The sequence below is a fragment of the Lentzea sp. NPDC092896 genome, assembly GCF_044754905.1.
Lineage (GTDB): Bacteria > Actinomycetota > Actinomycetes > Mycobacteriales > Pseudonocardiaceae > Lentzea.
The window spans coordinates 1,146,531-1,171,480 of record NZ_JBIVPX010000001.1 but is presented as its reverse complement, the minus strand read 5'-3'; the positions used below and the strand labels follow the sequence as shown (position 1 = coordinate 1,171,480).

At 68.4% G+C, this 24,950-nt stretch carries 18 protein-coding genes; 9 read left to right on the top strand and 9 right to left on the bottom strand.

Features of this window, described 5'->3' with window-relative positions; genetic code table 11:
* Window positions 1-4: 4 nt before the first annotated feature.
* Both ACIQF0_RS05165 and ACIQF0_RS05160 read right to left on the bottom strand, forming a co-directional pair.
* Window positions 5-1,573, bottom strand: a complete 1,569-nt coding sequence (locus ACIQF0_RS05165; RefSeq protein WP_401024644.1) for a hypothetical protein — start codon at window positions 1,571-1,573, stop codon at window positions 5-7.
* A gap of 11 nt (window positions 1,574-1,584) precedes the next feature.
* Window positions 1,585-3,084 (bottom strand): serine protease, encoded by a 1,500-nt coding sequence (locus tag ACIQF0_RS05160; protein WP_401024641.1) that lies wholly within the window; start codon window positions 3,082-3,084, stop codon window positions 1,585-1,587.
* 157 nt (window positions 3,085-3,241) lie between these two features.
* On the opposite strand from ACIQF0_RS05160, the gene ACIQF0_RS05155 reads away from it, so the two are divergent.
* Complete coding sequence (locus tag ACIQF0_RS05155) at window positions 3,242-3,586, top strand: CU044_2847 family protein (RefSeq protein ID WP_401024638.1); 345 nt, start codon at window positions 3,242-3,244, stop codon at window positions 3,584-3,586.
* Here the strand turns inward: ACIQF0_RS05155 and ACIQF0_RS05150 are convergent.
* Together ACIQF0_RS05150 and metH are read right to left on the bottom strand one after the other, a co-directional pair.
* Window positions 3,583-4,254, bottom strand: a complete 672-nt coding sequence (locus ACIQF0_RS05150) for an HAD family hydrolase (RefSeq protein WP_401024635.1) — start codon at window positions 4,252-4,254, stop codon at window positions 3,583-3,585. The two genes, ACIQF0_RS05155 and ACIQF0_RS05150, sit on opposite strands and share 4 nt — an antisense overlap.
* Window positions 4,247-7,783 carry a methionine synthase gene (gene metH, locus ACIQF0_RS05145; protein ID WP_401024633.1) on the bottom strand — a complete coding sequence of 1,179 codons (3,537 nt, stop codon included), beginning with the start codon at window positions 7,781-7,783 and terminating at the stop codon, window positions 4,247-4,249. Before metH ends, ACIQF0_RS05150 begins: the two co-directional genes overlap by 8 nt.
* A 48-nt stretch (window positions 7,784-7,831) precedes the next feature.
* Between metH and ACIQF0_RS05140 the strand changes: the two genes are divergently transcribed.
* Both ACIQF0_RS05140 and ACIQF0_RS05135 read left to right on the top strand, forming a co-directional pair.
* Complete coding sequence (locus tag ACIQF0_RS05140; protein ID WP_093587980.1) at window positions 7,832-8,731, top strand: PAC2 family protein; 900 nt, start codon at window positions 7,832-7,834, stop codon at window positions 8,729-8,731.
* 393 nt (window positions 8,732-9,124) lie between these two features.
* A complete protein-coding gene (locus ACIQF0_RS05135; protein WP_401024630.1) occupies window positions 9,125-10,285 on the top strand; it encodes an MFS transporter in 1,161 nt (386 codons plus the stop codon).
* Here ACIQF0_RS05135 and ACIQF0_RS05130 read toward each other — a convergent pair.
* Together ACIQF0_RS05130 and ACIQF0_RS05125 are read right to left on the bottom strand one after the other, a co-directional pair.
* Window positions 10,215-11,798, bottom strand: coding sequence for an ABC transporter permease (locus tag ACIQF0_RS05130; protein ID WP_401024627.1), 1,584 nt, complete (start codon window positions 11,796-11,798; stop codon window positions 10,215-10,217). The genes ACIQF0_RS05135 and ACIQF0_RS05130 overlap by 71 nt on opposite strands.
* A complete protein-coding gene (locus ACIQF0_RS05125) occupies window positions 11,795-12,682 on the bottom strand; it encodes an ATP-binding cassette domain-containing protein (protein ID WP_401024625.1) in 888 nt (295 codons plus the stop codon). Before ACIQF0_RS05125 ends, ACIQF0_RS05130 begins: the two co-directional genes overlap by 4 nt.
* Window positions 12,683-12,765: 83 nt before the next feature.
* On the opposite strand from ACIQF0_RS05125, the gene ACIQF0_RS05120 reads away from it, so the two are divergent.
* Window positions 12,766-13,263 (top strand): GbsR/MarR family transcriptional regulator, encoded by a 498-nt coding sequence (locus tag ACIQF0_RS05120; RefSeq protein WP_401024623.1) that lies wholly within the window; start codon window positions 12,766-12,768, stop codon window positions 13,261-13,263.
* Between the two features lie 52 nt (window positions 13,264-13,315).
* Here the strand turns inward: ACIQF0_RS05120 and ACIQF0_RS05115 are convergent, their stop codons facing one another.
* Window positions 13,316-14,416, bottom strand: a complete 1,101-nt coding sequence (locus tag ACIQF0_RS05115; protein ID WP_360033003.1) for a S1 family peptidase — start codon at window positions 14,414-14,416, stop codon at window positions 13,316-13,318.
* Between the two features lie 499 nt (window positions 14,417-14,915).
* On the opposite strand from ACIQF0_RS05115, the gene ACIQF0_RS05110 reads away from it, so the two are divergent.
* The gene (locus tag ACIQF0_RS05110; RefSeq protein WP_401024619.1) at window positions 14,916-16,622 is read left to right on the top strand and encodes a S8 family peptidase; all 1,707 of its coding nucleotides are present in this window, start codon (window positions 14,916-14,918) and stop codon (window positions 16,620-16,622) included.
* A 63-nt stretch (window positions 16,623-16,685) separates the two neighbouring features.
* Here the strand turns inward: ACIQF0_RS05110 and ACIQF0_RS05105 are convergent, their stop codons facing one another.
* On the bottom strand, window positions 16,686-17,699 hold the full coding sequence (locus ACIQF0_RS05105; protein WP_401024618.1) for a hypothetical protein: 1,014 nt from the start codon (window positions 17,697-17,699) through the stop codon (window positions 16,686-16,688).
* Window positions 17,700-17,708: 9 nt separating this feature from the next.
* On the opposite strand from ACIQF0_RS05105, the gene ACIQF0_RS05100 reads away from it, so the two are divergent.
* A complete protein-coding gene (locus ACIQF0_RS05100; protein WP_401024616.1) occupies window positions 17,709-17,972 on the top strand; it encodes an ATP-dependent Clp protease adaptor ClpS in 264 nt (87 codons plus the stop codon).
* Entirely contained in the window at window positions 17,972-18,433 is a 462-nt protein-coding gene (locus ACIQF0_RS05095) for a hypothetical protein (RefSeq protein ID WP_401024613.1), read from the top strand. Before ACIQF0_RS05100 ends, ACIQF0_RS05095 begins: the two co-directional genes overlap by 1 nt.
* Here the strand turns inward: ACIQF0_RS05095 and mshC are convergent.
* Window positions 18,430-19,668, bottom strand: coding sequence for a cysteine--1-D-myo-inosityl 2-amino-2-deoxy-alpha-D-glucopyranoside ligase (mshC, locus tag ACIQF0_RS05090; RefSeq protein ID WP_401024611.1), 1,239 nt, complete (start codon window positions 19,666-19,668; stop codon window positions 18,430-18,432). The two genes, ACIQF0_RS05095 and mshC, sit on opposite strands and share 4 nt — an antisense overlap.
* Window positions 19,669-19,904: 236 nt before the next feature.
* Between mshC and ACIQF0_RS05085 the strand changes: the two genes are divergently transcribed.
* Both ACIQF0_RS05085 and ACIQF0_RS05080 read left to right on the top strand, forming a co-directional pair.
* Window positions 19,905-24,065 (top strand): glycoside hydrolase family 2 TIM barrel-domain containing protein, encoded by a 4,161-nt coding sequence (locus tag ACIQF0_RS05085; RefSeq protein WP_401024608.1) that lies wholly within the window; start codon window positions 19,905-19,907, stop codon window positions 24,063-24,065.
* 49 nt (window positions 24,066-24,114) lie between these two features.
* A complete protein-coding gene (locus ACIQF0_RS05080; RefSeq protein ID WP_360032982.1) occupies window positions 24,115-24,897 on the top strand; it encodes a slipin family protein in 783 nt (260 codons plus the stop codon).
* Window positions 24,898-24,950: the final 53 nt, after the last annotated feature.

Genomic DNA, 24,950 nt, shown 5'->3' with positions numbered 1-24,950 from the left:
TCGGTCAGGCCCCGCACTCGCCCTTGGCTCGGTTCGTGGCGTCACACCATCGCAACGTCAGTCCAGACGGGCCGCTCATCATCAGTCCGGGGAACTTCCGCTCGAACACCACGCTCGCGCCGTTGGGCATCGCGGTGTCGTTGCTCGTGAGCACCGTTGCGGTGGCACGGTCACCGGTCACCTCGGTGATCCGCATCGTGAGTTCCGGGAAGGTCGGCATCACGGTCACGGTGGACTGGTAGCTCATCGTCACCAGGCCGTCCGGGGCGATGGTGAGGCTTCCGGCGTGCTGCGACCACGTGCCGGCGAGGGACGCGGGAGGTGCAGCCGCGACGACCGAACTGGTGGTGGGCTGCGGTGCCGGCACGCTGATCGGCGGCGTCGAGAGGAACATCGCCTTCTCGGCGACCACGGTGCGTTTGCCGTCTCGTTGGAGCACAAGTGGTCCGGAGGTGCAGTTCGCGTTCGGGTCGGTCTGACCGAGGCAGCTCGGCACGGTGAGCGCTGCGGTGGTGCCGTTGCCCAGATCACGCACCATCGTCACAGCGTCCATGCCTCCCTTGACCCACTTGCCGTTCTCCAACACCCAAAGGTCCCCGGCGCTGTGCAGCACGTGCGTGCCGTTGTTGTTCGGCTTGAGATCGGTGCAGGTCCACGAGTTGGCAGTCGCCCGCAACTCGCCCTTCGGGGTCCACCACAGATCGGTCACCCGGAATCCACTCCCGGCACCAGGCGGCATCATCGCGGACGTGTCGGTGTTCGTCGCCTTGCCGCTGACGTCCAGGATGCGAACCGCAGACCGACCTCCGCACCCATCACTCTCGGCCACGGCGAGTGCGTACTTTTCGCCGTCACCGTTCTCGTAGGGCGCGACAGGTGTGTAGTAGTTGGAGCTGTGGGTCCCGAACTGCTTGGCCGCCGCGCCGGACTCCGCCAGCACCAGGACGACCTTCCCCTTGCCGTTGTACTGCATGGTGATCACATGCCTGCGGGTGCTGACGAGGAACGCTCGCGAGTTCGGTGAGTCGAGCGCGGGCGGGAATCGGGTGTCGTCCTTTCTCTCCCCCGTGCGCAGGTCGACCGTCTGGAATCGATCCCCGACCGAACCCGTCAAACCCACGTTGAGCAGCACGCTGTCCGGACCGGTCGTGGTGATGTCGTAGCAAAAGCCACAGGGATGGCGCCGCTGTTCGCCGGTGCGTGCGTTGATGACGATCAGTTCGGCCTGTTCGTTCGACCCAGGAAGCAGGTTCGCGTCGGAGAACAACGCGATGTAGTCCCCGCTGTTCGTCCACACCACCCTGTTCCGCAGCGCGTCGCCGCCGCCGAAGAACCGGCGAAGACGAGTGATGACCTGGTCACCGCGCATGACGAAGAGATGGGTCTCCGTGAAGTAGAGGTAGTCGGCTCGTCCCGTCACGACCGGACCGGAGGAGTTCGGAGCCGAGGTGGCAGCGGTCGGCGGCTCGGCTGTCGGCGCCTGTTCGCCCCGCTGCTTCAGGACGAATACCGTCACCACCGCCGCGACGAGGCAGAGCCCCGCGAGCAGGGCCACGAGCTTCTTCACTGTCATGGCGGGCCTCGCTAGGGACGGTACGTACGGGGATCGATGCGGGACCAGGTGTCGTAGTTGCGCAGGTAAGCGGCCTGATAGGCGGAGAACGGCGCTCCCTGCACCGTCGGCGCGGCCTTTCCGCTGACCTCGAACGGTTTGCCGTTGTCGTCGACGTCGAGCGAGTACGAACCGGCCGCGGTCGCGATGATCAACCGCAGGCGGAACTTGCAGTGCCGGTTCGTGGTGAGGGCGGCGAGCACCAGGTCCTGCTGATCACCTGGTCTCAGCTCGATCGACTTGTCGGTGAAGTAGCTTTCGCCGATCAGCTTCGGGACGTCCTGGAGCGCCATCTGTTGGACGGTGGGGCTCGGCTCGTCCAGGTCGAAGCCGAGTTGCACCACACCGGACGGACCGCCCTGGGTGAATCCGCTGAAGAACGTGCCCGCGATCGGAGTCGCGCACTCCTTGAGAACCTCGATGTCGGTGATCCGCACAGCAGCGCTGTCCTTGTTCATCAGGGTCACCTTGGTCAGGCCGAACCCGATCGGAACGCCGCCGTTGCGGTCGTACCACGTGGCCTGTCCCTCGGTCTTCTCGACGACCTCGGTGGTGAACTTCGCGAGCTGGGAGTCGTTCATGTCGATCTTGGCTGGGACCGTGAACGCCGACGCGCCACTGCTGCGGCGTTGCACGCGTTCGGTTCCCACCACCGCCACCGCCGGCGAGTCCGCCGGCATCGGCTGGACACCTTTGTGGACGGCGACCGGTGCCGTGGTGGGTGGGGCCGATGTCGCTGTGATGACTGGTTGCCGGGCGAGTTGGACGACGCCCGCCGTCGCGGACACGGTCAGCAGCAACGCGGCGACCGTGAGCAGCACCGCCACCTTCCTGCTCACGCGTGCCTTCGGCTGACCGACGACCTTCACCCGATGGCCGACGGGGAGCAGCGCGAGAACGTCCTCCATCCGTGCGGTCCACACGGCGAACTGCAGCCAGCGATCGCTGTTGTACCGCGCGGAGACCACGCCGACCACCGCGTCGTCAGCGGCGCGGCGCACCGGACCGCCGCTCATCCCCAGCGCCGCGGAGTCCGAGGTGAAGTAGCTCTTCGGAACGTCGTTCCTCGTGAGCTCTCCACGCCACACACCGGTCGTGGTGAGGAATCCGTACTCGTGACCGGGATCCTCGACCTTGGCCACCCCGGTCACGACGACCTTGGTGTCGGGCGCCACCGCGTCGGTCAGCGAGACGGCCTCGATCGTGCCGGGCAGCGGTGTCTCCCTGCGCAGCACAGCGAGATCGCGCCGTTCATCCACCGCGACCACCTCAGCGCGCAGCACTGGGTGATCACCGCCCGCCAACGCGTCCACGTCCACGTACGAACCGACCTCACCTGCCCGGAGGTCGCGCAGGACGTGCCACGCGGTCACCAGGACTCCGGGAGCGACCTGGAAGCAGGTACCCATCGGAGCTCCCGCTCCGGTCAGGATCCGGCCGAGGTACAGCGGAATCCGTTCATCACCCGGCATCTGGCCTCCCGTCGCGGATCTGTCTGCCCATCGCCGCGACCGGCACCCCGCGTTACGCGAGTCCTTTGTGGACAAAAAGATTCCAGAATGCCTGGAATTCCCCGTTGTAACGCCGAACCGACCGTCGGACGATCAGACAGCGACCAAGGAGGACGTCATGGCGGGCAAGCTCATGCCGATGAGGATCGGCGACGTCGAAGTGCTCGTCGAGGCGGTCGGCGAGCAGTGGAGCGAGGACACCTCAGCCTTGGACGAGGCGGGCAAGCGCTTGCTGGACGCTTTCGCGATGGCGCGCGAGGTGATCGTGGGTGCGGCCATCGCCACCGCGGAGACAGCGGGCAACCTCGCCGCCCGTTCCGTGCGACCGGACAAGCTCGAGGTCGAGTTCGGGCTCGGTTACTCGATCAAGGGCAACGTGGTCGTGGTGAGCGGTCATGCCGAGTCGACCCTCAAGGTGAAGCTGACCTACGACGCCCCTGATATGGACGAGAAGCCGGTCTAGAGCGCCTTCAGGACGTCCGCGTCCACTCCCACGAGTGAGTCGCGGAAGATCCGCCGCTCCCCCTCCGCCACCTCGACATCGCACGGCACCACCAGCACGGTGCACCCGGCCGCCACCGCCGCCGCCACCCCGGTGGGCGAGTCCTCGATCGCGACACAGCTCCCGGCGTCCACGCCCAGCAGCCGGGCGGCCTTCAGGTACGGCTCCGGCAGCGGCTTGTTGAGACCGTCCACCTCGTCGCCGCACACGGTGACGTCGAACAGGTCCCGCCCGATCGTGTCCAGCGCGACCTCGGTCAGGGAGCGCTCGGTCGACGTCACGAGAGCCATCGGCACACCGGAGGAACGCACGGCACGCAAGGCCTCGGCAGCGCCCGGACGCCACGGCAGGCCCGCGCGGAACACCTCCTCGGTGCGGCGCGAGATCCACGCGGCTCCGTCCACCAGGTCGGCGGGGGTGGGGTCGATGCCGATGTCGGCGAACAGCAGGCGCATCGTCGTGGGCACGTTGGTGCCGACCATGCTCTCGCGGGTCTCGAGGGAGAGGACGCCGCCGAGCTTCTCCGCGTACTCGTAGAGCGGGATGTCCCACAGCTTCTCGGAGTCCAGCAGCGTGCCGTCCATGTCCCACAGGACACCATGAAGATCAGACACAGCCAGGTCAGACATTGAAGTACTTCGCCTCCGGATGGTGCGCCACGAAGGCGTCGGTGGACTGTTCCGGGTGTAGCTGAAGTTCCTCGGACAGCGAGACCCCGATGCGCGACGGGTCGAGCAGTTCGACGACGCGCTTGCGGTCTTCCATTTCGGGGCAGGCGCCGTAGCCGAACGAGTACCGCGCGCCGCGGTAGCCGAGTTTGAAGTACTCCTCGACGGCGGCCGGGTCCTCAGCGGCGACGGACTCACCGCTGGGCCACACGAGTTCCTCGCGGACCCGCTTGTGCCAGTACTCGGCCAGCGCTTCGGTGAGCTGGACCCCCAGTCCGTGGACTTCCAGGTACTCACGATACGCGTTCTTGCCGAACAGTTCGTTCGCGTAGTCGGCGATCGGCCGGCCCATCGTCACGAGGTGGAACGCGATGACGTCGACCTCGCCGGAGTCTCGCGGCCGCCAGAAGTCGGACAGGCAGAGCCGCCGATCCCTTTTCTGGCGCGGAAAAGTGAACCGGAAGCGCTCCGGGGACGACGTGGCGGGCTCTTCCAGCACGACCAGATCGTCGCCGTCCGAGACGCACGGGAAGTAGCCGTAGACGACGGCGGCGTGGGCAAGAACACCTTCCGTGGCAAGGCGTTCCATCCAGTAGCGCAGGCGTGGGCGGCCCTCGGTCTCGACCAGTTCCTCGTAGGTCGGGCCGCTGCCGCGCGCGCCCTTCAGGCCCCACTGGCCCATGAACGTCGCGCGCTCGTCCAGCAGCGCCGAGTAGTCCGCGACCGGGATGCCCTTCACGACCCGGTTGCCCCAGAACGGGGGCGCCGGGATCGGGTTGTCCGTGGCGACATCGGAGCGGCCGGTCACGACCTCTTCCACCGCAACGGCTTTGCGAGCGGCCGCGATGCGCAGCGACCGTTCGCGACGGGCCTTGCGCTCGGCGGCCTTCTCCCGCATCTCGTCGTCCACCAGGGGAGCCTCGCCGCGCTTGGCGGCCATGATCGCGTCCATCAGGCGCAGGCCCTCGAACGCGTCGCGGGCGTAGCGGACTTCGCCGAAGTACATCTCCGTCAGGTCGTTCTCGACGTACGCGCGCGTCAACGCCGCGCCGCCCAGCAGCACCGGCCACCGCGCCGAGACACCCCGGGAGTTCATCTCCTCGAGGTTCTCCTTCATGATCACGGTCGACTTGACCAGCAGGCCGGACATGCCGATCGCGTCCGCGCGGTGTTCCTCCGCGGCCTCCAGGATCGTGTTGATCGGCTGCTTGATGCCGATGTTCACGACCTCGTAGCCGTTGTTGGACAGGATGATGTCCACGAGGTTCTTGCCGATGTCGTGGACGTCGCCCTTCACGGTGGCGAGCACGATCCGGCCCTTGCCACCGTCGTCGGACCGTTCCATCTGCGGTTCGAGGTGCGCGACGGCGGTCTTCATGACCTCGGCGGACTGCAGCACGAACGGCAGCTGCATCTGGCCGGAGCCGAAGAGCTCGCCGACGGTCTTCATGCCCGCCAGCAACGTGTCGTTGATGATCTGCAACGCCGGCTGCTCGTCCAGGGCGAGGTCCAGGTCGGCTTCCAGGCCGTTGCGCTCGCCGTCCACGATCCGGCGCTGCAGGCGTTCGAACAACGGCAGCGCGGCCAGTTCCTGGGCCCGCGTGGCGGAGTTCGACTTCGTGGTGACGCCCTCGAACAGCTCCATGAGCCTCTGCAACGGGTCGTAGCCCTCGCGGCGGCGGTCGTAGACCAGGTCCAGCGCCACCGCGCGATGCTCGTCGGGAATGCGCGCCATCGGCACGATCTTGGCGGCGTGCACGATCGCCGTGTCGAGACCGGCCTGCACGCATTCGTGCAGGAACACGGAGTTCAGCACCTGACGCGCGGCCGGGTTCAGTCCGAAGGAGACGTTGGACAGACCCAGGGTCGTTTGCACGTCCGGAAAACGGCGCTTGAGCTCGCGGATCGCCTCGATCGTCTCGACGGCGTCGCGGCGGACCTCCTCCTGGCCGGTGGAGATCGGGAACGTCAGGCAGTCGACGATGATGTCGTTGACGCGCATGCCCCAGTTGGTCGTCAGGTCCTCGATCAGCCGGGTGGCGACGCGGACCTTCCACTCGGCCGTGCGGGCCTGGCCCTCCTCGTCGATGCACAGCGCCACGACCGCAGCGCCGTGCTCCGAGACGAGCCGCATGATCTTCTGGAACCGGGAGTCCGGGCCGTCGCCGTCCTCGTAGTTGACCGAGTTGACCGCGCAACGGCCGCCGAGACACTCCAGACCGGCCTGCAGCACTCCGGGCTCGGTCGAGTCGAGCATGATCGGCAGCGTCGACGCGGTGGCCAGCCGGGAGGCCAGCGCGCGCATGTCCGCCTCGCCGTCGCGGCCCACGTAGTCGATGCAGAGGTCGATCAGGTGGGCGCCCTCCCGCGTCTGGTCGCGCGCGATCTCGATGCAGTCGTCCCACTTCTCGACCAGCATCGCCTCGCGGAACGCCTTGGAGCCGTTGGCGTTCGTGCGCTCGCCGATCATCAGCACCGAAGCGTCCTGTTGGAACGGAACGGCCTGGTACAACGAGGACACCCCGGGTTCCGGACGCGGCCGGCGCGTCGACGGTCCCAGGTCGCGCACCGCCTCGGCCACCTGCCGCAGGTGCTCGGACGTCGTGCCGCAGCAACCGCCGACGAGTCGCGCGCCGAACTCGCGAACGAACCCGGAGAGCGCCTGAGCCAGTTCTTCAGGGCTCAGCGGGTAGACCGCGCCGTGGGGGCCCAGTTCGGGGAGTCCGGCGTTCGGCATCACCGAGAGCGGGATGCGGGCGTGCTTGGACAACGTGCGCAGGTGCTCGCTCATCTCGGCGGGACCGGTGGCGCAGTTGAGTCCGATCAGGTCGATGCCCAGCGGCTCCAGCGCCGTCAGGGCCGCGCCGATCTCCGAGCCGAGCAGCATCGTGCCGGTCGTCTCGACGGTGACCTGGGCGATGATCGGGACGGACCGGCCCTCGGCGGTCATCGCGCGCTTGGCGCCGACGACGGACGCCTTGGTCTGCAGCAGGTCCTGCGAGGTCTCGACGATGATCGCGTCCACGCCGCCGGCGAGCATGCCCTTGCACTGCTCCTGGTACGCGTCGCGCAACGTCGCATAAGGAGCGTGACCGAGCGTCGGCAGCTTCGTGCCGGGACCGACGGAGCCGAGCACGAACCGCGGCTGACCGGACGTGCTGAACTCGTCCGCGACCTCCCGCGCCAGCGCCGCACCGCGTTCGGACAGGTGGAAGATCTGGTCCGGAATGTCGTACTCGGCCAGGTTCGCGAGGTTCGCGCCGAACGTGTTGGTCTCCACGGCGTCGCAGCCGACCTCGAGATAGCCGCGATGCACTGCCTTCACCACGTCCGGGCGGGTGACGTTCAGGATCTCGTTGCAGCCCTCTAGACCGTTGAAATCGTCAAGAGAGAGGTCAACGGCCTGAAGCATGGTGCCCATGGCGCCGTCAGCGACGACAACACGGTTCACCAGCGCTTCCAGCAACGGCGACTCTCCGCGATCACGCATGGGCCAAGCCTACGATGAGTTGACTGGCCGAACCCGTAGTCTGGCGCCGTGAACGATCCGTCCCAGGAATCCCCGACCCCCTCGAACCCGCGCATCCCGCTCACGGCTCCGATCATGGTCTGTGCGTTCGAAGGCTGGAACGACGCCGGCGACGCCGCCAGCACCGCGATCGAGCACCTCCAACTCACCTGGGACGCCACCCCGCTCGCCGAGATCGACCCGGACGACTACTACGACTTCCAGGTGACGCGCCCCACCGTGCGGATGGTGGACGGCGTCACGCGAAGGGTCGACTGGCCGACGACGCGGCTGTCGGTGTGCCGCCCTCCCGGTTCCGACGTGGACGTGATCCTCGTGCACGGCATCGAGCCGAACATGCGGTGGCGCAAGTTCGCCGCCGAGCTGCTGGGCCACATCGACGCTCTCGGGGTGACGACCGTGGTGACGCTCGGTGCCCTGCTGATGGACACGCCCCACACGCGCCCGGTGCCGGTCACCGGCACCGCCTACGACGCGGACGCCGCCGAGAAGTTCGGCCTGGAGCACTCGAAGTACGAGGGCCCGACCGGCATCGTCGGCGTGTTCCAGGACGCGTGCGTGCAGGCCGGCATCCCGGCGATCTCGTTCTGGGCCGCCGTGCCGCACTACGTGTCGCAGCCGCCCTCCCCCAAGGCCACGCTGGCCCTGCTGCACCGGGTGGAGGAGGTGCTCGACATCGAGGTCCCGCTCGGCGCGCTGCCGGAGCAGGCCGAGGAGTGGGAGCGCACGGTCACCGAGATGGCCGACGAGGACGAGGACGTGCGCAACTACGTGCGCGCCCTGGAAGAGCGCGGCGACGCGGAACTCCAGATCACCGAGGCCTCGGGTGACGACATCGCGGCGGAGTTCGAGCGCTACCTGCGCCGCCGCGGCCGCGGTCCGGGTTGGCCGTCGACCGGTCCTCGCTAGCCCCGCCTTCACGCAGGTCAGAAGCCGTCTCGGTCATTTGGACCGGGACGGCTTTTTCACGCTTCCGAGTGATCGAGTCGGGGATTCCAGACGCCGAGGAATGGGTACAAGATCCTTCTTCAGACAGGAACCACCCGTGTCTCTCGTGCGCAAGATCGTTGTCGGCCTTGCTGCGGGCGGCGGCGTGCTGTTGGCCGTGTCTCCCGCCAGTGCAGCTCCCCTCTCCCCCGTCGACTCCCTCGGGGAGAACGGTCCTCACACGACCGTGAGCGATGTCAGGGAGTCGTTCCAAGGTTTCACCGCGGGTCTCCACGGATAGAAACTTAGCGACAACAACCACTTTTGGGCGTTCTCCGCCGCTCGCCCCCATAGGGTGAGCGGCGGAGGTGTCAGTTGGGACGGTTGGCACGCGCAGGGCTGTACGCGGGCGCATTGATCGGGCCGTTCGGCGGCGCCATCACCACGTCGATCCTGCCGGAGATCGGGGACAGCTTCGGCCGCTCGGCCGGGTCCGCGGCCTCGACGCTGACGTACTACCTCGTGCCGTTCGCCGTGCTGATGCTGGCTTCCGGCACTCTCGCGCAACGCTGGGGTCCACAACGGACGGTCCGGATCGCGTACATCGCCTACGCCGTCACGTCCGCGCTGGCCGCCTCCTCGTGGACGTTCGAGGTGCTGCTGGCCTCCCGCGCGTTGCAGGGCGCGGCGAACTCGTTCACCACGCCGGTGCTGCTGGCCGTGATCGCGGCCTCGACGCCGAAGGAGAAGCTCGGGCGCGCGCTGGGGTTGTTCGGGTCGATGCAGGCCGCCGGGCAGACGTCCGCGCCGCTCGTCGGTGGCCTGACCGCCGAGATCGACTGGCGGCTGGCGTTCGTCGTGATCTCCGTGGTGGCCGTGGGGCTCGCGATTCTCGGGGTGCCGCAGACGGACGCGGAACCGGAGCGCGACGCGAGTCTGCGCAGTGCCTTCGTGCCGAGCACGCTGTGGCCCGCGCTCGTCGGGTTCATCGGCTGGGGCTGCCTGGGCGGGCTGTCGTTCCTCGTGGCGTTCCGGCTCGACGACGTCTTCGGGCTCGGCGCGGGCGAACGCGGCGTGCTGCTCACGGGGTTCGGCGTCGTCGGCTTCGTCACCGCCCGGTTCGTCGGCAAGGCGATCGACCGGTTCGGTGCCGCGACCACCGTCATGCTCGGCGCGACGCTCGGAGCGGGCCTCATCGCCGCGGTCGGCACCACTCCCCTGGCCGCCGTCGTGGTCCTCGCGTGGGCGCTGACCGGTGCGGCGGCTCAGGGTGTGTTGGTGAGCATCAACGCGTTGGTGTTGCAGAGCGACAACGCCAACAGGGGCGGCAGCGTCAGTGTCGTGCAGTCACTGCGCTTCATGGGCGCGGCCGCGGCCCCGTTGGCGTTCGTCCCGCTCTACCAGGCGCACCCGTTGCTGGGCTTCCTGGTGCCGGCGGCTCTGCTGATCACGATCCCGGCGATCGTCACGTGGTCAGGTCGCGCCGGCGGAACCCGGCGAACCCCGCCGCCAGCAGCACCACCGCCACCACGGTGAGCCACGCGAGCGGCCCGAAGGTGATGTCCGGGTACTTCGGGACGTGCGTGAACGGCGAGACGTCGATGACCCACTGATCGAGCTGCAGGGCCGGGCCGAGCAGCGTGATCACCAGCGACACCGACACCACCGCCCAGCTCACGCCGGTGAGCTGCGGGAACAGTCCGAACAGGGCCAGCGCCACGCCCGCGATCACCCAGGCCGCCGGGAGCTGGACCAGTGCCGCGCCGAGCATCTTCGGCACGACCGTGCCCAGGTCGTCGATCTGCAACCCGTAGACCAGGCCCAGCCCGAGGCCGGACGCCGCCAGCACGACCGCGCCGCCCACCAGGGCGAACACCGCGTGCGAGGCGACCCAGCCCCAGCGCGAGACCGGCGTGGCGAGGACCGGCTCCGCGCGGAACGAGGTCTCCTCCGAGCGCAGCCGCAGGATCGCCTGCACCAGGTAGATCGAGGTGATCAGGCCCAGCAGCTGGGTGATGGTGGCGAAGAAGGCGTCCACCATCGCGTCGGCGCCGCCGATCTTGCTGACTATCTGCCCGAGCGTCGGGTTGTCCTGCACCATCTGCCCGACCGCCTGGGCGACGCTGCCGTAGATCGCGCCCACCGCGAACAACGCGATGGACCAGCCGATCAGCGAGCCCTTCTGCAACCGCCACGCGAGCCCGAACGGAGTGCTGATCGTGCCCTGCGGCGGGCCGAGCCGGGCGGCCAGCAGGCCGAGCCCGACGTCGCGGCGGGTCACGACGTACGAGGAGACGCCGACCAGCAGGGCGAACGCCGCCAGCGGGAGCAGCAGCACCCAGAACCTGTTGTCCGCGAACGACCGCACGTGCTCGGTCCAGCCGATCGGAGAGAACCAGGTCAGCCACTGCGGGCCCGACTCCCCCGCCGCGTCGCCCGCCGCGCGCAGCAGGTAGATCACGCCGAGGAACCCTCCCGCGATCGCGTTGGACACGCGCGAGTTCTCCGAGAGTTGCGCGGTGAACGCGCTGACGCCGGTGAACACCAGTCCGACGCTCGCGGTCGAGAGGCCGAACGCGAAGGCACCCGCCGGAGCGAGGTCCTTGCCGATCAGCGCCACCGCCTGCAGAACACCGATCAGCAGGCTCGTGCCGCCCGCGACGATCACGGCGGCGGCCAGTGGCGCGTGCCGTCCGACGACCGTGGCCGCGATGAGTTCGGTGCGGCCGGCTTCCTCTTCCGCGCGCGTGTGCCGGGTGACGACCAGCATGGCCATGATCGCGATGAACAGGCCCGAGAAGACGCCCCAGCGCCACACGACCAGGCCACCGAGCGACGACCAGTCGTGCAACGGGCCGAGCATCGCCAGGAACGCGGAGTTCGCGTTCGCGGTGACGCCGAGCAGGTCCCGCGACTGCTGCGTGTTGTACAGCTCTTCGAGCGCGGTCGTCGTCGAGAAGGTGACGCCGACCAGGAAGAGCACCCAGACGGGCAGCAGGATCCGGTCGCGGCGCAGTGCCAGGCGGACCAGTTGCCAGGTGCCGGTCATTTCACGTCCTCGTAGTGGCGCAGGAAGAGCTCTTCCAGGGTCGGCGGCTGCGAGGTCAGCGTGCGGACGCCGGTGGACACGAGCTGCTTGAGCACGAGGTCGAGCTTGTCCGAGTCGACCTCGAACCGGACGCGGTTGCCCTCGGCCACGAGGTCGTGCACACCGGCCAGCGACGCCAGCCCGTTCGGCGGCCCCGCGAGCTCCGCCGAGATGGACGTGCGGGTCAGGTGCCTCATGTCGGCGAGCGTGCCGGTCTCGACGATGTGGCCGTTGCGGATGATGCTCACCCGATCGCACAGCGCCTCGGCCTCGGCGAGGATGTGGCTCGAGAGCAGCACCGTGCGTCCGCGCTCGCGTTCGTCGTTGATGCAGGCCTGGAAGACGGACTCCATCAGCGGGTCGAGGCCCGAGGTCGGCTCGTCGAGGATCAGCAGCTCGACGTCGCTCGACAGGGCGGCGACCAGCGCGACCTTCTGCCGGTTGCCCTTGGAGTAGGTGCGGCCCTTCTTGCGCGGGTCCAGTTCGAAGCGCTCCAGGAGCTCCTCGCGGCGACGGGAGTTCAAGCCGCCGCGGAGCCGTCCGAGCAGGTCGATGACCTCGCCGCCGGTCAGGTTGGGCCAGAGGTTGACGTCGCCGGGGACGTAGGCGAGCCGGCGGTGCAGAGCCGCGGTGTCCTTCCACGGGTCGCCGCCGAGCAGCCGCGCGGTGCCGGAGTCGGCACGCAGCAGGCCGAGGAGGATCCGGATCGTCGTCGACTTGCCCGCGCCGTTCGGGCCAAGGAAGCCGTGCACCTCACCGGTCTGGACGTCCAGGTTGAGATCGTCCAGTGCACGCGTCGAGCCGAAGGTCTTCACCAGGCCCGACACGGATATCGCAGATGTCATGCCCGGTAAGCTACACTTCTTTCACAACTTCGTGAAGGACGTAAATTTTGCTCGATCGGCTGACGAAAGGGGATGATGCCGCCGTGACGAGTACTACGGAGCGTGACACGCAGGCGGTGAGCCAGTTCGTCGAACGGTTCGGCGGGATTCTGGCGGACACCGGCGTTCCGCGCATGCCGGCTCGCATCCTCGCGGCGCTGCTGACGACGGACACGGGACGGCTCACCGCGGCCGAGATCGCCGACCTGCTGCAGATCTCCCCGGCGGCGGTGTCGGGCGCGGTGCGCTACCTGACCACGGTCCAGATCGTCAGCCGCGAACGCGAGCCCGGATCACGCCGCGACGTCTACCGGATGCGCGACAACGTCTGGTACGAGGCGACGTTCCGCAAGGACCAGATGCTGGTGATGATCGACGAGGTGCTCAGCGAGGGCGTCAGGGCGCTCGGCCCGGACACCGACGCGGGGCTGCGGCTGGACGAGACGCGGGAGTTCTTCCGGTTCGCCCACAGCGAGCTCGGCTCGATGCTGGACCGGTGGCGCGTGCACCGCGAGAAGTGGCTGGAAGAGCGGCAGGACTGAAAGCGGGAGGGGGAGCCTCCACGGATGGAGGCTCCCCCGTTCACCGGTCGCGTCAGCCCGTGGTGAGCGTCAGGCCGTACGTCTCGAGGATCTCGTTGACCGGCTGGTAGTAGGTCGTGCCGCCGCTGGTGCAGTCACCGGAGCCACCCGAGGTGACGCCCTGCGCCTGCGTGCCGCTGACCCACGAGCCACCCGAGTCACCGGGCTCCGCGCACACGTTCGTGCGCGTGAGGCCGCTGACCGAGCCCTCCTGGTAGTTCACGGTCTGGCTCTTGGCCTGGACCTCGCCGCAGTGCCAGCCCGTGGTCGAGCCGGAACGGCAGATCGAGGCGCCGACCGCGGACTCGGTGTGACCGGACACGATGACGTCAGCGCCGCCGTAGTGGTTCACCTTGGCCGTGGACGTCCAGGACGAGTTGGTCTTCACGAACGAGTAGTCGTTGCCGGGGAAGGACGACTTCTCGAACTCGCCCATCGCCGTCTTGTCGACGCCGGTCACCGTGTCGCCGGGCGACCCGCAGTGCCCGGCGGAGACGAAGCCGCCCTCGACCGCGAAGCCGACGGAGCAGCGTCCGGCGTTGTTGATGTAGTAGGCGTCGCCGCCGCGGGTGTCCTTGAACAACCGCGGGGCCTCGTCGGTCTCGACGACCTTCGCGACCGCGCCCGCCTTCTCCACCAGCGTCTTCGCCGCCTCGGTCTGGCCGCGCTTGACGGTGATGGTCACCGCGTTCGCCTTCGTGTCGACGAACCAGCCGGTGACCTCGGCCGGAGCCTGCGACGCGTCGAGCTTCGCCTTGGCCGCGTCGAGGTCACTCGCCTTGTGCGCGACCGTGCGGGGCTCCGCGCCGAGCTTGCGGAGCCGGTCGGTCTTGGTCGCGTCGGTCACGCCCACGACGAGCTTGCCGATGGACGCGTCGAACCACGCGCCGCCGTAGCTCTCGCCGGCGAAACCTTCCGCGACTCGCTGCAGGACCGTGGCCGCGCTCTCCTGGCGCAACCGTTCCGCCGCCTGCGTGGCGTCCAGCCCGAGGTCGCGCTGCATCGCGGCGAGCAGGTCGGCGGAAGGTCCCTCGGCGGCGACGGCGGCAGGGGAGACCGTCGTCGCGAGAGCACCCGCCAACACGGCCACAGCTGCGACAGCCATGCGCTTCATAGGCATTTCTCCTTGATCTTCGGTTTTGTGCAGGGCCGGTGTAACGCCGGACCGGGCAACCGCGATGAGGAGATCAGCTGTGCTGCAACACAGCGCGTACGACACCGGATGAATGGCGTCCCCAGGCGGCGAACTGCCCGATCAGTTCGTTCCTCCGTCTGGGCGACGCTACTTCGGCATGTCTACCGGACGGTAGGGTCGATCGAGGGGTGGACCTCGCGGCGTTCGGGTTGATATAGGGAAAGCAAATGCGTTCTCTCGGCCTATTTCCGTGACTGTCCGCAACTGTCGCTTTGACACGAAATGTCAAATCTGTCAACAGTTCGCACTCCTCGGCGTATCCCTCTGACCTGCGGTTTAGGGCTAGCGTGCTGGTCACCCTGTTCCCTGCACGAGGGAGAACCCTGCAATGCGAAGAGTCTTGGGTACGGGACTCGCTGCCGCGGCCGCCGTATGTCTGGCCGCCGCCGTGGTCCCCGCCGCATCAGCTCAAGAAAACGTGGGGACGATTCTCGGCGCCGACCGCGCCGATGTCGTGAAGGACAGCTACATCGTCTCGCTGAAGGCCGACACGGCGTCGAGGGCCGCCGCACCGGGCTTGGCGAGCAAGTACGGCGGCCAGGTCGGTCAGGTCTGGCAGCACGCGCTCAACGGCTTCTCGGTGAAGATGACGGCCAAGCAGGCCGCCAAGCTCGCCGCGGACCCGAAGGTCGCGTACGTCCAGCAGGACGCCGAGGTGCACCTGCTCGACGTCCAGCAGAACCCGCCGTCGTGGGGCCAGGACCGCGTCGACCAGCGCGACCTGCCCCTGAGCAACAGCTACCAGTACGACACCACGGCGTCCAACGTCACGGCGTACGTCATCGACACGGGTGTGCGCACGACGCACTCCACGTTCGGTGGCCGCGCGACGTGGGGCACCAACACCTCCGGTGACGGCAACAACACCGACTGCAACGGCCACGGCACGCACGTCGGTGGCACCATCGCGGGCGCCGAGTACGGCCTCGCGAAGGCCGCCAAGGTCGTCGCCGTCAAGGTGCTGAACTGCTCCGGCTCCGGCACGACCGCCGGTGTCGTCGGCGGTATCGACTGGGTGACCGCGAACCACGTCAAGCCCGCTGTCGCCAACATGTCGCTCGGCGGCGGCGCGGACGCCACCCTGGACGCGGCCGTGCGCCGTTCCATCGCGGCCGGCGTCACCTACGCCATCGCCTCCGGCAACTCGAACACCGACGCCTGCAGCACCTCGCCTGCACGCGTCACCGAGGCGATCACGGTCAACGCGTCGACCAACACCGACGCGCGCGCCTCGTTCTCGAACTACGGCTCCTGCACGGACATCTACGCACCGGGTCAGAACATCGTGTCGTCGTGGAACACCAACGACACCGCGACGAACAACATCTCCGGTACGTCGATGGCCACCCCGCACGTCGCGGGCGCGGCTGCCCTGTGGCTCGCCACGCACCCGACCGACAGCCCGGCCGCGGTGTGGGACGGCCTGAACGCCGCCTCCACGCCCAACAAGATCACCAACGTCGGCGCCAACACGCCGAACAAGCTGCTCTACACGCTGTTCGGCGGCGGCCAGCCGGGCAACCCCTCGGTGACGAACCCCGGCACGCAGACCTCCACGGTCGGCACGGCGGCGTCGTTGCAGCTCTCGGCCAGTGGCGGCACCGCGCCGTACACCTGGTCCGTGAGCGGCCTCCCGGCCGGTCTGTCGGCGTCCGCCTCCGGCGCGATCTCCGGCACCCCGACCACGGCGGGCACCTCGTCCGTCACCGCCACGGTGACCGATGCCGCGAACAAGACCGGCACGGCGACCTTCTCGTGGGTCGTCAACGCGGTCGGCGGCAGCTGTGACGCCCGGACCAACTCGACCCCGGTCGCGATCCCGGACCAGGCCACGGTGACCAGCACGATCGTCGTCTCCGGCTGCGCGGGCGCCGCGTCGGCCACCTCGACGATCAAGGTCTCGATCACGCACACCTACAAGGGCGACCTCGTGGTCGACCTGGTCGCGCCCGACGGCACGGTCGTCAACCTGCACAACCGGACCGGCGGCTCGGCCGACAACATCAACGAGACCTACACCAAGAACCTCTCCGGTGAGGCTGCCAACGGCACCTGGACGCTGCGCGTGCGCGACGCGGCGTTCCTGGACTCCGGCACGTTGAACAACTGGACGCTCGACGTCTGAGCAAACCAGTTGTACCGCTGAACGAGACCGCCCCCGGTGCTTCCGCCTCGGGGGCGGTTTCCTTCACCCGCAGCGTTTCTCCGCCTCGGCCACCGCGTCCAGCACGACCGGAGGCAGCCCCGGCACGTCCCGCGCCTGCCGCCCCGCCTCGGCGAACACCTCACGGGCGAGCCCGGCCTCCGCGACCCCGGCGAGCAGGTACAGCTCGTGCACGAAATCGCGCCCGAGCCCGACCTCCCGCCAGTCCTCCACAGCTCCCAGGGCGGCCCCGCACTCCCGCAACGCGTCCCAGGCAGCGTGGTGATCCCCGGCCTGGCGTTCGAGCCGGGCCAGGACGCACCACCCGACTGCGCGATCCCAGTCACTGTCCGCGAACGGGAGAGCCTCCCGCTGGGTCCGCGCCGCCTCCGCGAACTCCCCCAGATCCGCGAGCTCGTAGCGCAACTGGTTCAACGTGCTGATGTCCCTCGAACGGCCCAACGCCCACCGGTCCAGCTCGGCACGCGCCAGCTCCCGCTCCCCCGCCAGCTTCGCGCGCTCGACCCACGTCAGCGGGTCCTCGTCGCCGGGGTCTTTCGGGAACCACTCGTGGCGGCTCTCCAGCCACGCCCGCACGTCCTCGTCGTCCACGTCCCGGTCGAGCAGGAACTCCAGCACCTCGTCCCGGTCGGGATGATCACTCGCCCGCACGTACGCGACCGTGGCCTCGGCACCGGCGGCGAAGACGTGCTCCTGGTCGTAGCCGCACCAGGTGTCGAAGTTGGCGCGCTTGATCGCGTGCTGCCGCCACACGTCCTCGACCTGCCCGTGCGCGGCCAGCAGGAAGCCGGCCAGCTGGGCCTCCTCGCCGATGCCCTGGAACGGCGCGTTGCTACGGCACAACGCCTCCTGCTCGGCCAGGAACCGCAGCAGCGGCAGGTCATCGGGGCGCCGGTCGTACTGCAGCGCCCACAGCACTTTCGCGCGCGCCACCTCGTTCGCGTCGTCACCATTGCCGGTGCTCTCGTAGCGCAGCTCCTGCCACGCTGCCGCCGACTCCCGCATGCGCGCGAGGTCGCGCCGTGCCACCTCCATCACGGGTCCATTGTGGCGCTGCGACATACTTCCCCGGTGAGCTCTGGGGAGAGATGGCAGGTCGTTCTACACAACGACGACGTGAATTCGTTCATGCTCGTGCACCACATTCTGCGCACGGTTTGTGGTCACGATGATGCACAAGCACGAGCGAAGGCCGTGGAGATCCACCACGCCGGTAGGTCGGTGGTGGGTGAGTACGACAGCGCCGACGCCGAAGCACTGACGGTGCGCCTGGTACGACTCGGGCTGCGCGCGACCTTCGGGAGGGCGTGATGACCGAGATCCACTTCGACGCGACCCCGGTGGGCGACGGCGTGCTGGTCCGGATCTCGGAGGAGAACGCCGCGGTGATCGTGAACAACCTCGACGCGGTGCTGCGCCTGTTCGTGGACGGGGAGGTGCTGCCGCACTTCGGGCGATGGTGGCGCACGCCCAGCGCGGAGGAGTTGCGGCGGCGGATGTTCCCGGTCTCCGACGAGTTCTGGGCACGGCACCGCGAGACGCTCATCGATCCCGGGCCGGCCCAGCGGGTTCGTGAGCGGGTCATCGTGCCGACGCCGTGGGTGCTCGGCTTCGACGAGGTCGAGGACTGGATCGTCGCGTTCGCCCAGATGCGCGCGCTCTACCAGAGGTGGAAGGGCGCGACGATTCCGGCCGCTCAGGTGCTGTCCGGTACTCCGGCCCAGCTGGTGGTGGCGCTGCACCCGAGCAGCGCCACCGGCTGGCCTGATTAGAGGTCCACGCCCAGAAGCGCGTCCACCGCGTCACGGATCTGCGAGGGCCCGTGCTTGTCCGAACCGCCGTGCGTCAACGCCTCGTCGGCCCACGCGTCGATCGCGGCCAAGGCCTTCGGCGTGTCGAGGTCGTTGCCCAGGTGGTCGCGCAGCCGCGTCACGGTGTCCACAGCGGACGGTCCGGTGTCGCGGCCGGCGGCCTGGCGCCACTTGTCCAGCCGCGCCAGCGCCGTGTCCAGCAGCTCCTGCGACCACGGGCGGTCTTCGCGGTAGTGCCCGGAGAGCAGGGCCAGGCGGACGGCGTTCGGGTCGACCTTCTGCGAGCGCAGCTTCGAGACGAAGACCAGGTTGCCGCGCGACTTCGACATCTTCTCGCCGTCGAGGCCGATCATGCCCGCGTGCACGTAGTGGCGGGCGAACGGGTGCTGGCCCGTCTGGGCCTCGGCGTGCGCCGCGGAGTACTCGTGGTGCGGGAAGATCAGGTCGGAGCCGCCGCCCTGGACGTCGAAGCCGGCGCCGAGGCGGTTGTGGGCGATGGCGCTGCACTCGATGTGCCAGCCGGGGCGGCCTTCGCCCAGTTCGGACTGCCACGCGGGCTCGCCGGGACGCTTCATGCGCCACAACAGCGCGTCGAGCGGGTGGCGCTTGCCGGGGCGGTCCGGGTCGCCGCCGCGTTCGGCGAACAGCCGCAGCATCTCCTCGGCGGAGTAGTTCGACTCGTAGCCGAACCGGCCCGTGGCGTCGTGCGCGAAGTAGATGTCCGGGTACTCGGAGTCGTCGGCGCGGTACGCGTGGCCGTCGTTGAGCAGCTTGACGACCACCTCGACGATCTCGGGGACCGCCTCGACGACGCCGACGTAGTCCTGCGGCGGCAGGACGCGCAACGCCTCCATGTCCTCGCGGAACAGGGCGGTCTCGCGCATCGCGAGCACCTCCCAGTCGTCCTTGTCCCGCAGCGCCCGCTCCAACAGCGGGTCGTCCACGTCGGTGACGTTCTGGACGTAGTGCACGTTGTGGCCGTTGTCGAGCCACACGCGGTGCACGAGGTCGAACGCGAGATAGGTGGCGGCGTGGCCGAGGTGCGTCGCGTCGTACGGCGTGATCCCGCAGACGTACAACCTGGCGGTGTCTCCTGGAGCCGTCGGACGCACTTCGCCCGTGGCCGTGTCGAACAGCCGCAGCGGGCGGGGGTCCCCCGGAACCCGCGGCACAGGAATTGATGACCAGGTCTGCATGTATCCGACACTAACGCGTGCTGCGGAGTGGAGCGTGATTTCCGGACGTTGGGACGCGTCGGCCAGATCCGTTCGGACAGAAAGAGCGGACATTCGTTGACGCCGTCCTCACGCCGCCCCTAGCTTCCGAAGGCATGCTTCGTGTCGTCGTAGCCACGGTGGTAGCGCTCTCACTGGCCCCCGCAACCGCGCAGGCCGAATCCCTGGATGCCTTGGCATATCTGGAGAATCCCAGAATGACGGGCGAGAACCAGGAACCTCCTCACCCGGATCTGAAACCCGAGCGCAGGCTCAGCCTCAACGGCGAGTGGCGCATCCGGATGTTCGACAGGCCGCAGGACGTGAGAGACACGCCCGACGGATGGCGCACGGTCAAGGTCCCCCACACGTGGCAGACCGACTTCCTCGACCACCCGATGTTCCGCAACATTCCCACCGAGATGTACCCGGACGCCCCACCGTCGATCCCGCACGACCTCAACCCGACCGGTGTCTACGAGAAGACGTTCGACCTGCCGCGGAACTGGGACCGCACATTGGTCCGCTTCGAGGGCGTGACCAGCGGATACTTCGTGTGGGTCAACGGCGCGTACGTCGGCTACGACCAGGGCGGCTACACGCCCGCCGAGTTCGACATCACCAGCAAGCTCAAGCCCGGCCGCAACACGATCAAACTCCAGGTCCACCGCTGGGGCTCCGGCTCCCACCTGGAGGACTACGACCAGTGGCGGTTCTCGGGCATCTTCCGCGAGGTCTGGCTCTACTCGACGCCGGCGACGTACCTCCAGGACGTCACGATCAAGACCGACCTGGACGCCCAGTACCGCGACGCCACGATCAGCGCGGACGTCAAGATCGGCGGCCCGCAGGACGGCCACACCGTCCGGACCAGGCTCTTCGACCCGCAGGGCCGCGAGGTCCCCATCCGGGACGGCAAGGTCGCCGACCCGCTGAAGTGGACCGACGAGACCCCGAACGTCCACGAGCTCCGGATCGAACTGCTCAAGGACGGCCGCGTGATCCAGACCGGCAGGCAGCCGGTGGGGTTCCGCAAGATCGAGATCATCGACAAGCAGTTCAAGATCAACGGCAAGCGCGTGCTGTTCCGCGGCACCAACCGGGCCGAGACGTCAGTTCACGGCAGCCGCTACGTCACCCGCGCTGACCAGGACAAAGACGTCCAGCTGATGAAGCGGTTCAACATCAACGCCGTGCGCACCTCGCACTACCCGAGCGACCCGTACTTCTACGAGCTCGCGGACCGCAACGGGCTGATGATCGCCGACGAGGTCGACATCGAGACCCACCACCACGACGGCTGCCCGACCAACTGCCTCGCCGAACGCCCCGAGTGGCAGGACGCGTTCCAGGACCGGTTCACCGCCATGATGCAGCGCGACAAGAACCACCCGAGCGTGGTCATGTGGGACACCGGCAACGAGGCCGGTCTGGGCAAGGCGCACTACACGATGGCCGAGTACGCGCGGAAGAACGACACCCGCCCGCTGTACCACCAGCCGAACGTGCCGGACGGCGACGCGCCGTTCGCGGACGTGGCCGGCCCGCGCTACCCGTCGCCCGCGAGTCTCGAAGCCAAGGCGAAGACGACGACCAAGCCGATCATCATGGGCGAGTACGCGCACGCGATGGGCAACAGCCTCGGCAACTTCAAGGAGTTCTGGGACGTCGTCCGCGCCTATCCGCAGGTGCAGGGCGGTTTCATCTGGGACTGGGCCGAGCAGAACATCGCCCTGCCGCTCTACACCACGCCCGACGACGCCAACGGCATCCTCTCCTACCTGTCCGGCAAACCGTCCCAGGTGGACGGACCGCACGGCAAAGCGTTGCAACTCAGTGGACTCGACGACTTCGTGGAGGTCTACCGCGACCGCAAGCTCGACGAGGTCACCACCGCCCTCACGCTGGACGCCTGGGTCAAGCCCGACACCTGGACCGGCGACTTCACCGTCATCTCCAAGGGCGACCACCAGTACGCGCTGAAGATGTCCAACGCCACCACACTGGAGTTCTTCGTCCACAGCGGCACCTGGCGCACGGTCAGGGCCACGGTCCCGGCGGACTTCCACGGGAACTGGCACCGCGTCACCGGCACGTTCGACGGCGCGAAGCTGCGGCTGCTGATCGACGGACGCGAGGTCTCCACCACCGAGTTCAGCGGCGCGATCGACTGGTCGCACTGGCCGGTCAACATCGGCCGCAACGCCGAGACCATGCAGGAGAACGTCGGCACGCGCATGGCGCACGGCTCGGTCGACCAGGTCCGGATCTACCACCGCGCCCTGACCGACGCCGAACTCGCGGCAGATCCGAAGAAGACCGCCGTGCTGGCGCTCGACTTCGAGAAGCTGGAGGACAAGGGCCGTCAGCAGTCCTACGGCGCGGGCACCGGTGGCGTCGACGGCGTGGTGTGGTCGGATCGCAGGCCGCAGCCGGAGACCACCGAGCTGATGGCCGTCCACTCCCCCATCCGATTCTCTTTCGCGGACAACAAACTCACGACCGTCAGCGAACGCCAGTTCACCGGCACCGACGACCTCGAACTGCGCTGGCAGGTCCAGGACAACGGCCGCACGATCGCCGAGCACCGCGGCAGGCTCCAGCCGGGCACGATCACCTTGCCGGGCTTCCGGGCCGAGACCGAGCGGTGGCTGACCGTCCGCGCGACCGACCGGCAGGGCAACGACGTCGCTGTCGCGGACTTCCCGCTGGGCGGCACCCAGATCGCCGGCCTGCACACGCCGGGAGCGCCCGGCAAGATCACGACCACCCAGAACGACGACGAGATCGTGGTGTCCGGCAAGGACTTCCGGTACGTCGTCAGCAAGCGGTCCGGCACGCTCACGTCGATGCGCGTGCGCGGCATCGAGTTGCTCAAGACCGGCCCGGAGCTGGACGCGTGGCGCGCCCCGCTGTCGAACGAGTTCATGAGCGAGGACGGTTCCTGGTACCGCAACGGTCTCGACCGCCTCAAGACCACACCGTCGAGCGTCACCGTCACCCAGAACGCGACGGACACGGTCATCACGGCCAAGTCCACCGCCCAGGCCGTGACCGACGCGTCGTTCGGCCAGACCTTCACCTACCGGATCACGGGTGACGGCGAGATCAACGTGGGCCACCGGGTCGCCGCCCGGGACCGCATGCGCGACCTGAGCTACCTGCCCGGCATCGGCTTCACGCTCAAGGTTCCCGCCGACTACGGCAGGTTCACCTGGTACGGCCGCGGTCCCGGCGAGAACTACGACGACCGCAGGTCGGGCAACCCGGTCGGCGTCTACCAGTCCACTGTGGACAAGGAGTTCAACGACTACTACAAGCCGCAGGACTTCGGCAACCACGCGGACACGCGCTGGGCGACGCTGTCCAACGGCCGCGCCGGCCTGCTCGTCGCGGGCGACCTGGACGTCCGGGTCTCGCGGTACGACGACCTCGACCGCGCCGCGTACCCGTTCGCGCTCAAGAAGAACGACGGCTGGACCACCCTGCACGCGGCACATCGCGTGACGGGCGTCAGCGAGACGTTCCACGAGCCGTTGCCGCAGTATCAGGTGGAGGCGGGCAACGAGTACGCGTACTCCGTGCTGCTGCGCCCGCTCACGCCCGTGGAGGCCGCGACGGGCAAGCTCGGCCGCAACGTCGACTGCGCGCCTGCCGCCCAGCTCAACGCCGCCGACACCGTTCTCGAACCAGGTGAGCAGGTCGAGGCGGAACTGGTCGTGACGAAGCCCTGCCCCGGCAGGACCACGGCCAGGCTGACCGCGCCGGACGACTGGTCCGTCACGCCGAGCACCGTCGACCTCTCCAGCGGCTCCGCGAAGGTGACGATCAAGCGCGAAGGCGGCCAGACCGGCACCCGCCCGGTGTTCGCGGAGATCAGCTCGGGCAAGGCGACGAGCACGATCACCAAGGACTTCACCGCCACGCCGCGTCCGCCGCAGGGTGAGGCTCAGGTGTCCGCGCTGGAGTTCCTGAACGAGCGCAACGGCTGGGGCCCGATCGAACGCGACCGCAGCAACGGAGAGAACGCGGGCGGTGACGGCAACCCGATGAGCATCCGGGGAGCGGAGTTCGACAGGGGCGTCGGCACGCACGCCGACTCGGAGTTCCAGGTCTACACCGGCGGGAAGTGCTCCGCGCTCAACGCCACGATCGGTGTCGACGACGAGACGAACGGCGGCGGCACCGTCCGGTTCGAGGTGCTGAAGGACGGCGTGTCCGCCTACCAAAGCCCCACGCTGACAGGACAAAGCGCCGCCGTACCGATCACCGTCGACACGTCTGGAGCAACGGTGCTGACGTTCCGGGTGACAGACAGCGGTGACGGCAACGCCCACGACCACTCCGACTGGGCGAACCCCGTTCTGAGCTGCGTTTGAGGCGTACCGTTGGAGATCAAGGGCATTCGCCGATGAAAGGCGGGGTCTCATGATCTTCTTCGAAATCCTCGGTGGTCTCGTCGCGCTCGGAGGCCTCGGCCTCGCCATGAGCGCGCGAGTGATCAAACAGTTCGAACAGGGACTGGTGTTCCGGTTCGGCAAGCTCCAGGAGGGCGTGCGCGGGCCGGGGCTGACGATGCTGGTTCCCGGGGTCGACCAACTCCGGAAGGTCAACCTGCAGATCGTCACCCTGCCCGTGCCGGCCCAGGACGGCATCACGCGCGACAACGTCACCGTGCGCGTCGATGCCGTCATCTACTTCAAGGTGCAGGACGCGGCGAAGGCCGTCGTCAGCATCGAGGACTACCGGTTCGCGATGCAGCAGGTCGCGCAGTCCTCGCTCAGGTCGATCATCGGCAAGAGCGAGCTCGACGACCTGCTGTCCAACCGGGAGCGCCTCAACCAGGGCCTGGAGCTGATGATCGACACGCCCGCGCTGGAGTGGGGCATCGACATCGACCGCGTCGAGATCAAGGACGTGGCGCTGCCGGAGAGCATGAAGCGCTCGATGTCGCGGCAGGCCGAGGCCGAACGCGAGCGCCGCGCCCGGATCATCACCGCGGACGGCGAGTTGCAGGCGTCCAAGAAGCTCTCCGAGGCCGCCGGGACCATGGAGGCGACGCCCGGCGCGCTTCAGCTGCGGCTGTTGCAGACCATCGTGGAGGTGGCGGCGGAGAAGAACTCGACGCTGGTGCTGCCGTTCCCGGTGGAGCTCCTGAGGTTCCTGGAGAAGAACACGAACCTCGAGTTGCCGAAAGATTCGGCCGAATGAGTTAACCGGAGTAACACCCCTTGCCGCACAACGACGTGTGGACAGGGGGTAGT

Bases quoted from the DNA above. Each gene is read 5' to 3' on its own strand.
- ACIQF0_RS05115 (WP_360033003.1), bottom strand. From the start codon at position 14,416: ATGAAGCGCATGGCTGTCGCAGCTGTGGCCGTGTTGGCGGGTGCTCTC.
- ACIQF0_RS05150 (WP_401024635.1), bottom strand. From the start codon at position 4,254: ATGTCTGACCTGGCTGTGTCTGATCTTCATGGTGTCCTGTGGGACATG.
- ACIQF0_RS05165 (WP_401024644.1), bottom strand. From the start codon at position 1,573: ATGACAGTGAAGAAGCTCGTGGCCCTGCTCGCGGGGCTCTGCCTCGTC.
- metH (WP_401024633.1), bottom strand. From the start codon at position 7,783: ATGCGTGATCGCGGAGAGTCGCCGTTGCTGGAAGCGCTGGTGAACCGT.
- mshC (WP_401024611.1), bottom strand. From the start codon at position 19,668: ATGCAGACCTGGTCATCAATTCCTGTGCCGCGGGTTCCGGGGGACCCC.
- ACIQF0_RS05095 (WP_401024613.1), top strand. From the start codon at position 17,972: ATGACCGAGATCCACTTCGACGCGACCCCGGTGGGCGACGGCGTGCTG.
- ACIQF0_RS05130 (WP_401024627.1), bottom strand. From the start codon at position 11,798: ATGACCGGCACCTGGCAACTGGTCCGCCTGGCACTGCGCCGCGACCGG.
- ACIQF0_RS05155 (WP_401024638.1), top strand. From the start codon at position 3,242: ATGGCGGGCAAGCTCATGCCGATGAGGATCGGCGACGTCGAAGTGCTC.
- ACIQF0_RS05085 (WP_401024608.1), top strand. From the start codon at position 19,905: ATGACGGGCGAGAACCAGGAACCTCCTCACCCGGATCTGAAACCCGAG.
- ACIQF0_RS05160 (WP_401024641.1), bottom strand. From the start codon at position 3,084: ATGCCGGGTGATGAACGGATTCCGCTGTACCTCGGCCGGATCCTGACC.
- ACIQF0_RS05080 (WP_360032982.1), top strand. From the start codon at position 24,115: ATGATCTTCTTCGAAATCCTCGGTGGTCTCGTCGCGCTCGGAGGCCTC.
- ACIQF0_RS05125 (WP_401024625.1), bottom strand. From the start codon at position 12,682: ATGACATCTGCGATATCCGTGTCGGGCCTGGTGAAGACCTTCGGCTCG.